The organism is Candidatus Gastranaerophilales bacterium, from assembly GCA_028693235.1.
Taxonomy (GTDB): domain Bacteria; phylum Cyanobacteriota; class Vampirovibrionia; order Gastranaerophilales; family Gastranaerophilaceae; genus JAQUVW01.
On record JAQUVW010000004.1, the window covers coordinates 219,412 to 232,062 of the forward strand.

General features: G+C 35.3%; 12 protein-coding genes. 8 read left to right on the forward strand and 4 right to left on the reverse strand.

Annotated features, from left to right (window positions below; genetic code table 11):
- Window positions 1-236 precede the first annotated feature (236 nt).
- From PHV37_08415 to PHV37_08450, 8 genes are all read left to right on the forward strand, one after another.
- On the forward strand, window positions 237-2,072 hold the full coding sequence (locus PHV37_08415; protein MDD3238101.1) for an ATP-binding protein: 1,836 nt from the start codon (window positions 237-239) through the stop codon (window positions 2,070-2,072).
- A 93-nt stretch (window positions 2,073-2,165) separates the two neighbouring features.
- Window positions 2,166-3,158: a Gfo/Idh/MocA family oxidoreductase gene (locus PHV37_08420; protein MDD3238102.1), complete on the forward strand. Its 993-nt coding sequence runs from the start codon at window positions 2,166-2,168 to the stop codon at window positions 3,156-3,158.
- Between the two features lie 14 nt (window positions 3,159-3,172).
- Window positions 3,173-3,826 (forward strand): CDP-alcohol phosphatidyltransferase family protein, encoded by a 654-nt coding sequence (locus tag PHV37_08425; GenBank protein ID MDD3238103.1) that lies wholly within the window; start codon window positions 3,173-3,175, stop codon window positions 3,824-3,826.
- Window positions 3,816-4,289, forward strand: coding sequence for a tRNA (cytidine(34)-2'-O)-methyltransferase (locus tag PHV37_08430; GenBank protein ID MDD3238104.1), 474 nt, complete (start codon window positions 3,816-3,818; stop codon window positions 4,287-4,289). Before PHV37_08425 ends, PHV37_08430 begins: the two co-directional genes overlap by 11 nt.
- Entirely contained in the window at window positions 4,282-5,175 is an 894-nt protein-coding gene (locus tag PHV37_08435; protein MDD3238105.1) for an NAD(P)H-hydrate dehydratase, read from the forward strand. Before PHV37_08430 ends, PHV37_08435 begins: the two co-directional genes overlap by 8 nt.
- A gap of 45 nt (window positions 5,176-5,220) precedes the next feature.
- Complete coding sequence (locus PHV37_08440) at window positions 5,221-6,165, forward strand: tetratricopeptide repeat protein (GenBank protein MDD3238106.1); 945 nt, start codon at window positions 5,221-5,223, stop codon at window positions 6,163-6,165.
- 153 nt (window positions 6,166-6,318) lie between these two features.
- Window positions 6,319-6,651 (forward strand): Asp-tRNA(Asn)/Glu-tRNA(Gln) amidotransferase subunit GatC, encoded by a 333-nt coding sequence (gene gatC / locus PHV37_08445; protein ID MDD3238107.1) that lies wholly within the window; start codon window positions 6,319-6,321, stop codon window positions 6,649-6,651.
- Between the two features lie 38 nt (window positions 6,652-6,689).
- On the forward strand, window positions 6,690-8,306 hold the full coding sequence (locus PHV37_08450) for a CTP synthase (GenBank protein ID MDD3238108.1): 1,617 nt from the start codon (window positions 6,690-6,692) through the stop codon (window positions 8,304-8,306).
- A gap of 66 nt (window positions 8,307-8,372) precedes the next feature.
- On the opposite strand, the gene PHV37_08455 is transcribed toward PHV37_08450, so the two are convergent.
- From PHV37_08455 to PHV37_08470, 4 genes are all read right to left on the reverse strand, one after another.
- Window positions 8,373-8,987, reverse strand: a complete 615-nt coding sequence (locus PHV37_08455; GenBank protein ID MDD3238109.1) for a type II secretion system protein — start codon at window positions 8,985-8,987, stop codon at window positions 8,373-8,375.
- A gap of 98 nt (window positions 8,988-9,085) precedes the next feature.
- A complete protein-coding gene (locus PHV37_08460; GenBank protein MDD3238110.1) occupies window positions 9,086-9,628 on the reverse strand; it encodes a type II secretion system protein in 543 nt (180 codons plus the stop codon).
- Window positions 9,629-9,847: 219 nt separating this feature from the next.
- Complete coding sequence (era, locus tag PHV37_08465) at window positions 9,848-10,735, reverse strand: GTPase Era (GenBank protein MDD3238111.1); 888 nt, start codon at window positions 10,733-10,735, stop codon at window positions 9,848-9,850.
- Window positions 10,722-12,575 (reverse strand): cation diffusion facilitator family transporter, encoded by a 1,854-nt coding sequence (locus tag PHV37_08470; protein ID MDD3238112.1) that lies wholly within the window; start codon window positions 12,573-12,575, stop codon window positions 10,722-10,724. The genes era and PHV37_08470 overlap by 14 nt, the downstream gene beginning before the upstream one ends.
- Window positions 12,576-12,651: the final 76 nt, after the last annotated feature.

Sequence of the window (12,651 nt, forward strand, 5' to 3'; positions counted from 1 at the left end):
TCTTAACCATATATATCCGTTATACAATAATATTCGCTAAATACCATGAGTCAAGAAAAAAACCGATTAGCAATGAGCTGTCTAAACATTTGTTAACATATTCCTTGCTATCGAAAGAAATTCGGCGATAATCCACGAATTATAAGCAACCTATTGTCAAGGGCAGTTGTTTTTTTATTCCTTACTTAATAATCTTGTTATGATTATTATTTTGACATATAATATAATTTATAATTATGAAAAAACCAAAATTAAGCTTAAGTACGCAGAATAAATTTATATTGTTGGGGCTCGTAATGAGCACCCTCCTGATTGTTATGGTCGCCATTTTTGCAATATCCAATATTCAGAAAAAACTTGATGCAAGTTACAGAGAATTTGCCCAGATTGTTACAAAAACTCTTTCCATTGAAAGCCTTGAGGTCGCTAAAGATGTTGATAATTCTGAAAAAATAGATACTTTAAGAGCTCATACAGCTTCAATAATTTCAAGCGACCAAGACATTTCCTTCATTGAGTTTAAAGACAAAGAAAACAATATAATTTATTCAACAAAAAACGATTACCCTCAAAAAGCTAAACAAACAAAAATATCTATAAGTTCTCCTTTGGTTTTGGTTAATGAAAACGGTTCTGAAGTTGTTGGCTCTGTAAGTGTAGGACTCGCAGGTAAGGGTATAAAAGCAATCTCTAAAGCCACAAGAAACTCCCTCTTTGGCATATTTTCAATCGCTTGGGTTTTATTTTCCATCGTAATATTAATTAACACTTTGTTGATAACACGAGAATTAGGAATCCTTCATCACGGCGTAAAACAGATTTCAACGGGTCAATTCGGCTATAAGCTTGAAACAAAAGGAGTTAGCGGAGAAGTTAAAGAATTAATCACTGCTTTCAACGATATGTCGAGCCGTTTGCACCTTTATGAAGAACAAAATATCGACCAACTTACACTCGAAAGAAACAAGCTGGAAGCTGTTTTGATGAGTATTGTCAACGGTGTTGTTGTTTGTGACAACTTTGACAATGTGGTATTGGTGAACAGTGCCGCTTTAAAAATGCTTGCGATTGAAGATTCTCAAATATTAAATACAAAAATTCAAATGTACTGTGACAGCAACGGAGAAATGTGTTTCCAAGAAAAAATCGAACAATTTAAAGATACTCCTCTAGATATTATGGAAAACAAGCCTCTCGAATTCAATATAGAAGTCGATAAAAATGTAATAAAGGCGATAATATCCCCTATGTTCTCCAAAAACCAAGACTACGTCGGATATATTATTGTACTTATTGATGTCACAAAAGAAGTCGAAATCAATAAACTTAAAAATAATTTCATCTCTAACGTATCCCACGAGCTTAGAACTCCTGTTACAGTACTAAGAACCTATATCGACACTTTATATTCTCATGGAGATGAGTTTGATAAAGAAACACAAAAAGAATTTATGGAAACCATAAATAAAGAAGCAACAAGGCTTCAAAAAATGGTTAACGAAATATTGGATTTTTCAAGACTGGAATCTCCTAACATTAACGTTCCTAAAGAATATGCTGACATTGTCCCGCTTATTGAACAAGTAATCAGCTCTATGAAAGTTTTGGCTTCTGAAAAAGGAATAACGTTCTCAATTATAAAAGAACCTGATTTGCCAAAGCTTCCAATAAACACTGAAAGTATTGAAAGAGCATTTAAGAACTTGGTGTCAAACGCAATCAAATACTCACCTGATAACAGCAAAGTCAAAATAAGAGCAGAAATAGCAAGAGACCCTAGCTTTGTTGAAATAACAGTAGAAGACCAAGGGATAGGTATTCCCGAAGAACACCAAAAGAAAATATTTGAACGTTTTTATAGAGTTGAAAATGCAACTCACACAATTAAAGGAACGGGCCTTGGTTTACATCTTGTAAAAATAACTATCGAAAAACATCATCACGGCAAAGTCTTTGTAAAAAGCACGCCGGGCGTGGGGTCTACATTCGGGATAAGACTACCGATAAAAATGACGGAAGAAGACAAAGAGCTTTCAGAGCAAAATAAAGAAAATAAAGAGCAGTCTTTATAAAATCTTAATTTGACGAGGGGCAACTGATTTTATTAGTATTAATATGTATAATAGAATTAGTACCAATATAAACAGAGGAAAAAGGAAAACAAAATGCATAATATAGCAGTAATAGGATGTGGTTTATGGGGAAGGAATATAGTCAGAAATTTCTATAATTTAAACGCCCTTAACACGGTCTGCGACCTGGACCCTGACAACATCGCAAAAGTGAGAGAGCAATATCCTGAGGTCAATACAACAAATAATTTTCAAGATGTATTCAACAATCCTGAAATACAAGGCGTAATTGTTGTTACACCAAGTCATACTCATTATAAAATAGTAAAAGCCGCTTTAGAAGCAGGCAAAAATGTATATGTTGAAAAACCCATTTCAACAGTCGCAGAAGAAGCAAGAAAGCTGACAGAACTAGCAGATTCAAAAGGTCTTGTACTAATGGTCGGACATTTACTTTTGTATCATCCTGCAGTAAACCGTTTGAGAATGCTTATCAAAGAAGGTGCTTTAGGAAAAATCAGATACATTCAAAGCGACCGTTTAAATATTAACCACTTTAAAAATGACAGAAGCGTAATGTGGGATTTAGCTCCTCATGACGTTTCTATGACAAGCTATATTATCGACAAAGAACCATTGAGAGTAATCAGTGCAGTCGGGGCTTCTTCTGACGGCAACGAGATTATGGATATTACGCACGTAACTATTGAATACGAAGACGGCATTATAGGACACATTTCAGATAGCTGGATTCACCCTCAAAAAAGAGTAAATCTGCTTGTCCGAGGAACAAAAGCAAGTGCGATGTTTGATGACACATTGCCTGAGCATAAATTACAAATATTTGACAATTCTGCTCCTGGAGCCGTCAAAACAGAAACCTTGGATTATTTAGAAATTGAACCTTTAAAACTTGAATGCCAACACTTCTTAAATTGCATTGAACAAGGTAAAAAAGCAAGAAGCGACGGAGAAAACGGCTTCAATGTAACAAAGGTTCTTGAAGAAGCTGAAAAAATTATGCTTGGAGAACGCAGAAAAAATCTTGATGAATTTGATTTTGCACTTTCAAGAAGTAAGAGATAAAGGAGAAATTTATAATGGCAAACTTTTTGACTATATTAAGAATACTATTAGCATTCGGAACTTTAGCACTATTATTTACAGGTTCACCATCTTGGTATTTCAGTGCTTTTTGGCTTACGTTCTTCGTAATAATTTTAGACGGACTTGACGGCTATGTAGCAAGAGCTCGTCACGAAGAAACAAAACTAGGTTCTGTTCTTGATATTTTAGGCGACAGAATAGTTGAAAATGCTTACTGGGTAACGTTTGCCGCTTTAGGTTGGATTGGAGCTTGGCTTCCAATCGTAGTTTTATCAAGAGGCATTATTACAGACGGAATAAGAAGCTTAGCATTTGCAGAAGGCTACACAGCATTTGGCGACAAAACAATGATGACAAACCCTATCGGCAAATTCATCACAGCATCAAGATTTGCAAGAGCAGCTTATGGCGGAGCAAAAGCAATAGCATTTGTTATGATGATTATCGCCCATGTTCCTAATATGTATATGTATAAACCAATGTCCATCGGTCAATTTATATGGTACTCACAACACCAAGGATTGCTAATAACTATTGCCAATGTATTTGCTTATATTGCAGTTACTTTCTGCGTATTGAGAGGTATCCCTGTTATTTTGGAAAGCAAACGTTTCTTTACACAAGAAAAGCAAGAAAATGAGCAATAACGAAATTAAAAAAAGTTTTAACATTGTATTGGTTGAACCTGAAATACCTCAAAACACAGGAAATATAGTGCGTCTTTGTGCTTGCACGGGAGCAAAATTATTTCTTGTCGGGAAATTGGGATTTTCAATTACTGATAAATATTTAAAAAGAGCAGGTTTAGACTACTGGGATAGTGCAGTTGTAGCTCAATTTAATCATATAGAAGATTTAAAACAAAAATATCCTGATTCTCGTTTTTTCTATTTAACGACTAAGACAACACAAAAATATACCGATATAAATTTTCAAGAAGGTGATTTTCTTGTTTTCGGGCCCGAAACAAGAGGACTTGACGAGGAACTATTAAATGCAAACAAAGAAAGTTGCTTAACTATTCCAATGAAAGAAAATCAAAGAAGCTTAAACCTTTCAAATTCCGTTGCAATAGTTGTTTATGAAGCAATAAGGCAAACAAATGGATAAAACCATAGATTTAAAAAGAGCAAAAATACTCTTACCAAAAAGAAAAAAAGACTCCAACAAAGGAACTTTCGGAAAAATATTAAATATCGCCGGTTCAAGATGCTATCAAGGAGCGGCTTATCTGTCTTCAATTTCTGCGTTAAGAACAGGTGCTGGATATGTCACATTGGCTTGCCCTGACTGCATTGTGAACAATATTGCCTCACTTGCTCCGGAGCTTACATTTATGCCTTTAAGCTGCAAACCTGACAAAACTCTTTCAAGTATATCAGCTCAACTTGTTGCGGAAAAAGCACTGAAATATGATGCTGTAAGCTTGGGGTGCGGATTAACGCAAACAAATAGTACCGTTAGATTTTTAAAGAAGTTTTTAGACTACTGTTCACCTCTTACAAAATTAATTCTTGACGCTGACGGGATAAACTGTTTTGCAAAATTACTAGCATCAAAAGACGGCGAAAACATTAAATTACCTGAATTCACAATAATGACGCCTCACCCAATGGAACTTTCAAGATTGTTGAAGGTAAGCGTTGAAACAATACAAAAAGACAGGGCAAAATATGCACAAGAAGCTTCTGAAAAATTCAATTGCACCATTGTGCTAAAAGGTCACAAAACAATAATCGCAGACAAAGATTCTATTTATATAAACCATACAGGCAATTCCGCTCTAGCAAAAGCCGGTACGGGTGATGTTTTGACCGGGATAATATCAGCATTTGTTGTCCAAAATATGTATTTAGCTGATGCAGCAAGGCTCGGAGTCTATATACATGGGCTTTCGGGCGATATTTTGTCAAACAATTTGACTGAATACTCGGTTTTAGCAACTGACTTGATAAAAGCAATACCAATTTCTTTAAAAAATATTTTGAATTCTTAAAAACAATGATTGAAACATTAAATAAAAACTGTTAATATAAAGCCTATGGATGACAGAATTGAAGAGCTCCAAAATATTGTAAAAAACGACCCGACAAACTTTCAAGCAATGAGAGAACTTGCCGTTGCACTGCTTGATATAGGTGAAAATGAAGAAGCACTTAAAAATCTTTTTTATTTAGTCGGTATATTTCCCGAAGATGCACGGCTTCATTACAACATAGGGATTATATGGGAAAAACTCAAATATGTAGATAAAGCCATCGACTCATATTTGAATGCACTTAATGTAAACCCTAATGAACCTGATTTTCAATACAATTTGGCTTGTGCATACATTCAAAAAAAAGAATACGATAAAGCTTTAGACTTGTTTGAAAAGGTATTAGAAGCTATTGAAAACGATTCAAATACACTGTTTAATATCGGATACATTTATTCAAAAAAGAATGACACAAATAAAGCAATCGAATATCTTGAAAAGGCTGTAGAATTAAACGAAAAAGACACGATTGCCCGTTTTTACCTCTCTTTCGAGTACAAACGAAACGGAGAAATCGAAAAAGCAATTGAAGGTTATCAAAAAGTAATCGAGGACACGCCTGATTACAGCTGGGCTTATTTTAATCTTGCCGCTATATATTGGGAACGTGGAGAAGAAGAAGAAGCTGTTGACGCTTTACAAAAGACAATAGAAATCAACCCGAAAGATATCGACGCAATGACTCTTTATGCTCAAATTTTAGCCTCAAAAGGTGAGCATATCCCTGCAATGGAAACCTTGCAAAAAGCTCTTGAAGTAAATCCGACTAACGGAAATACATGTTATTATTTGGCTGAAATATTTAACAAACTTGAAGATGACACTTCTTACGAAAAATATCTTAAACTTACACTTCAAAATCATACAAACCTATCAATACCTGCAAAATATGTAAAAAAAGAAATTGAAACATTACACAAAAAAATGCAGGCAAAAAGAGATTTATAACAGTTATATACTGAATTAGATGGTGTGGATTGCACCACTTGGCATTTTCCGTAACGCCATACATAGTTTTAAAATAAAAAATAGAGCCGTTGCGATGCTGAATACATTCAGTCCAACAAAAATTTTTAAGAATGTAAAGGAAAAGTGAAAATCATGCCTGATTGTGCTATGATTTTGTTTAAGATTATAGGAGATTTTAAACCCATGATTAGCACAGATGATGTAAAACACGTTGCTAAACTTGCACGATTAGAACTTACAGCTGCAGAAGTTGCTGAGTTTTCAAAGCAACTCGGTGATATATTAAAATACGTTGAGCAAATGAATGAAGTTGACACAACAAATGTTGAGCCAATGACAACAGCTATTCCGATAGTAAACGTAATGAGAGAAGATGTCGTCAAATATGAACAAACAAGAGAAGAATTGATGGCAAATGCACCAGTTGAAGAAGATGGATTTTTCAAGGTTCCGAAAATCAACTAAATAACGCTAAAATAGAATAACTAGAGACAGAGGGTATTATGACGAAATATGTATTTGTTACAGGTGGTGTTGTGTCATCACTGGGAAAAGGGATAGTCGCAGCATCGTTAGGAAGACTGTTAAAAGCGAGGGGTTACTCGGTAGTAATCCAAAAATTTGACCCCTATATAAACGTCGACCCCGGAACAATGAGCCCTTTCCAACACGGAGAAGTTTTCGTCACAGATGATGGAGCTGAAACCGATTTAGACTTGGGACACTACGAAAGATTTACTGATACAAATTTAGGTCATATCAACAACGTAACCTCAGGTAGTATTTATCAAACCGTTATTAAAAAAGAAAGACGAGGAGATTACCTCGGTGCAACTGTTCAAACTATTCCCCACATTACAAACGAGATTAAAGCAAGAATAAAAAAAGCAACAACTCAATTTAAACCTGATTTCTTGATTACAGAAATCGGAGGCACAATCGGTGACATTGAGGGCTTGCCATTCATTGAAGCTATCAGACAATTCCGCTCTGAAGCTGGTATAGGAAACAGCATTTCAATCCACGTTACACTGCTTCCTTATCTTCCGACCTCAGGCGAGCTAAAGACAAAACCATCTCAACACAGTGTTGCTACACTAAGAAGCTACGGCATTCAGCCTGAAATCTTGGTTTGCAGAACCTCTAAACCTATTCCGAAGAAAGAAAAGGAAAAATTGGCTTTGTTCTGCTCTGTTCCGAATGATGCTGTTATTGAATGTCGAGATATGAAAAGTATCTACGAAGTTCCTTTAGCAATGGAAGAACAAAATCTTGCAGGGGTTGTAATGCAAAGATTACTAATGGACGACAAGAAAAAGACTCCTGATTTGAAATCATGGATAGAGCTTGTCGATAAAATCAAAAACCCTAAAAAAACAATTAAAATCGCTATAGCTGGTAAATATACAAAACTTTCAGACGCTTATATTTCTGTCGTTGAATCCTTAAAACACGCAGGCTATAAACATAATGCCCAAATTGATATAAGATGGATTGCATCTGATGAATGCACCGATATGGATAAAACAAAGGAAATGCTCAAAGACGTTGACGGATTAGTAATCCCCGGAGGCTTTGGAATAAGAGGCATTGAAGGTAAACTCAATGCAATCAGATACGCAAGAGAAAATAATCTTCCTTTCTTAGGTTTATGCCTCGGAATGCAATGTGCAGTAATTGAATATGCTCGAAATGTAGTTGGACTAAAAAATGCTAATAGTATGGAATTTGATGAAAATACCCCATACCCTGTAATCGACCTTATGTTGGAGCAAAAAAACGTCGAAGGATACGGCGGAACAATGCGACTCGGCCAATTCGAATGTAAAATCAAAAAAAGCACAAAAGCATCTGATGCCTACGGAGCTACAAAGATTATGGAACGTCATCGCCACAGATATGAAGTCAATAACGAATATCGTGACAAAATCGCAGAAGCTGGTTTGGTATTCTCAGGAATGTCCCCTGACGGAATGCTATGCGAAATGATAGAGCTTCCTAAAAATGATTGGTTCGTAGCTTGCCAATTCCACCCTGAGTTTAAATCACGTCCGGAAAGACCGCACCCATTATTCGCAGGACTAATAGATGCTGCTGCAAAAAGAGTTGAAATCAAATAATAAACACAAAATAGTTTAAAGCACTAAAAAGCCCCAATCGGGGCTTTTTAGTATATAATGCAGTTTTTACCGAAGCTCTTCGCCTTCACCAGACCCACCATCTGAATCAGACCAATCACAACTAGAATCATCAGTATTGCCTTTAATCAAGCATTTTGCGGGTCCATGGGGTTTGAAATAATTATCTGCTTTTCCGCCCCATTCCACTTCAAAATAATAACCTCCGTCTTTGGGATCATCAGGGGATTTTGTTGACAAATTTGGTTTTTTATCACCGTTTACATCTACAGAAACGATATCTCCATATTCATTTATTGTAAAAGCCATACCGTCTGCAGTATAAAAAGTAAGATCACCGCTATCCCCATCACCACTGACTGTGCAGGCTTTACTGTTTGATGGAGTTGTAGATGACACTATATTCATTCTTTTTGAATAGAAATTTTCAAAAATGCAGTCAGCATCATTACCGCAATCATCAGCAACATCTTCTACTCTTTTGCCCGTCAAAGCATAATGGGTTTGTACCGCTTGTGATAATACAGAATACGCCTTTTTTACACCTGTTTTATATTCTTCTTTATTTGTATTATTGAGCAGTGCAGGTATCGTCAACGCAGCTATAACACCGATAATCACAAGTGTTATTAACACTTCCGCTAATGTAAATGCTTTTTTCATAATTAACCTTTCATAATTTAAAGAACAATAACATCATATTTTATGAAATTTTCAAATAAAATATTCTTATGATATTTAACAAGAAAGAAATGATAAACTTATCCCCTATTCCATTCACAAGAACAAGAAAAATCATATAAAGCCCAAGCTTCAGATTGAGGCATATCGTCAGCGACATACCTTTCAGGCTTCATAAAAATAACATCTTGTGGCTCATCTTGAGAATTTGCAGCTATATTAGGCCCCTTGCTTCCATTTACATCAACCCAAATTCCTTGAGTAGATATCCCCCATAGCATGCCGTCAGTAGTGCTGAAACCTTCCAGTGAATAATCAGAACTCCCCTGAGCTTTAGATGCATCGAATTCAAGACTAACATCTCTATCTGAAACCTGCATCATTGACTCTAATTCCGATGTCCTTTCATCTGGTGTCATATCCATTAAATCATCAAAAGTAACACCATCTTTGGCATAAGCCATTGAAGTAGCGTTTGAAATTGTAGATAAAGCTTTTAGAGCAGCAGTTTTATATTCTTGTTGTTGCGTATTTTGTAACAATGCAGGTATCGTCAACGCAGCTATAACACCGATTATAACTAATGTAATCAATACTTCCGCTAATGTAAATGCTTTTTTCATTTTACCTACTTCATATAAGAATTTAAATTATCAATATTTTTAATTATATTTTTCGGTTTTATTATAATACTGATTATAAAAATGAAAAATAGCCAATTGGCTATTTTTTAAAACTTTTTATATGCACTAATGATTACCCGATTAGTTATCCTCGACGGTTTTTATATCAACCTCAATTTTACAACGGATATTTTTATAAGCTGCACTAAAACATCAAACCTAATACATTTTTTCAATATTTTTAGATTTTTTACGCCAGTCTTTTATGACCTTAACCTGCAAATCAAGATATACTTTTTTTCCTGCAGATTCTTCAATTTCGACTCTTGCTTCTGAGCCGATTTTTTTAAGCATAGAACCTTTTTTGCCGATTATTATACCTTTTTGACTATCGTGTTCAACAATTATTTGTGCAAAAATGCGGTCTATTTTTGGTTTTTCTTCGTATTTATCAATAATTACGGCAACTGAATGAGGGATTTCGTCGTGAGTATTCAAAAGAATTTTTTCCCTGATTAACTCCCGAGCTATATTTCTCATAGTTTCATCAGTAAGCTCGTCAGAGTCATAAATTGGAGCACCTTCCGGAAGCTTGCGAACAATATTATCAATTAGGGTATCAAAATTGCGACCGGTTAACGCTGAAACTTTAACACAAGGGTAATTTTCATTGAATAAAGTTTTATAAGAGAGCAAAATTTCTTCCCTCTTCAAAGCATCTTTGATTAAATCCATTTTGTTCAACACAATTATCAAGGGGGTTTTTAAGTCTTTAAGCAAATTATCAACAATCCACCTGTCACCACGCCCGGCAGGAGTAGAGCCATCAACAACAAACAAAAGCATATCAACGTCAGGCAAAGTTTGTTTAGCCTCGTCAACAAGGCATTCGCCGAGTTTATCTAAAGGTTTGTGTACTCCAGGTGTATCAACGAAAACGATTTGAGCATCATCATTAGTCAAAATACCTTTAATTCTGCGACGTGTTGTTTGAGCTTTCGAAGTCGCAATAGCAATTTTTTGACCGACCATTCGGTTTAAAATTGTTGATTTACCAACATTCGGTCGTCCGACAATTGCAACAAAACCTGATTTATAATTTTTCATTTTCTTCGTTTTCTTCTTTTTCTAAAGCATCAATAAATGGGGTATTTTTGTGCATTATAACACGAGAAATTCTTCTTCCGTCCAGTTCGATAACTTTATATGTAATATTTCTATCTTCAACAATATTGCCGATTTCAGGTTCTTTACCAAGCAGCCCGAAAACGTATCCGCCAAGTGTTTGGAAATCTTCATTAGGGATATCAAGGTCAAATCTTTCATTCATATCATCAATATCGATTTGGCTTGATACATTCATTGTTTTGTCATCAATTTTTATAATTTCAGAAACAGGAGCTTCATCAAATTCATCGTATATTTCGCCGACAATTTCCTCTAATATATCTTCAACAGTTACTATACCGGCGATACCACCATGTTCATCAACGACTGCAGCGATTTGAGTTTTAGAAGAAGTAAAATCACTCAATAAATCACTGATAAATTTATTTTCGGGAATAATAGGTATTTCACGAGCGAGTTCTTTGATGGCAAAATCATCAGCAGCATTATCTCTAACCGCTTTCAAAACATCTTTTGCATTGACAACGCCAATGATATTATCGACATTGTCTTCGTATATCGGAATACGAGTATGCCCAGAGTCAATAATAATATCCATTAACTCAAGCAAAGAAGATTCTGCGTCGACAAAAACTATCTTAGGACGAGGCACCATAACTTCTTTGACAACTGTTTGGGAGAAAGAATAGAAATTAGAAAGCATTTTAGCTTCATGGTTATCAATTAGGGAGATATCTTCACCTTCTTGGATAATTTTATCAAACTTATCTTCCCAATTTTCTTCAGCGTCATCAGCTTGAATTTCAATGGCAACATGGGATATATTTTTTACATTATTTCTAATTTTACGTTCGAGCATATCAGCGATATCATCTGCATCTTTAACCTGAATTTCAGGATCAACTTCAATTGTCATATTAACAATCAATCCAGAAGTGCCCATATCCATAGTTTTAAGTTCATGCACGCAAGCTATTCCGTGCATAGTGCTTGCGACTCTTCTTATGACATCTTCAATTTGAGGTTCAGCGGATTGTCCTGTTAAAAAATTAACATTATTTTTAAGCATATAAATTGCTAAGAAAAACAAAATGCAACCGATTAAAATAGAAGCTATAGCATCTGGTAAAAACACAAATTCATCAGGTAATAAAAACTTCGAAACAGAAAGCCCGATAAAAGCGATTATTACGCCTAAAAGAGCTGAGGAATCTTCATACCAAACAAATTTTGTTGTAGGACTTTTGATATGTTTAATCTGCTTCACAGAATTCATGTAATCTTTAATTTTATTGTTTGTGATATCGACATTAGCTTCAACGAGAACTGCATTCATCGCACTATTAACAGCCCAAGCTTCAAAACACATGCTTACGAGCAAAGTCAAAGCCATAAGCGGGTAATTTTTCAACAAATCAGCGGGGTTATGAAGGCTTGAATTCAAAATTTTATCAACACCACTTCCAATAGCGATTGCAGTACCTGCAAGCATCAAAATTGAAGCAAAAAGAGCCCATATATTAGCCTCCAAACCATACCCGAAGGGATGCATTTCGTCAGCAGGTTTTGAGCCACGTTTGAGTCCAATCATCAAACAAATACTGTTGAATGAATCGACAAACGAGTGGGCCGCTTCAGATAACAAAGCGGAACTTCCTGAAAAAAGCCAACAGACTAATTTAATTGTAGCAATGCCGATATTTGCGATAAAAGCTCTTATAATAGCTAATTGTTTAGAACGTACGGCCGGACAAAAGTCCTTGTTATCATTACCCTGCGGAACGGAAAGAGTTTCCGAGCTGCTACTGTCTGATGTCATTATTATTTATTTTCACCTTAATTTGTATAATACTAAATGGTACAATCATTATAGATTAAAAGATTACAAAAGTCTA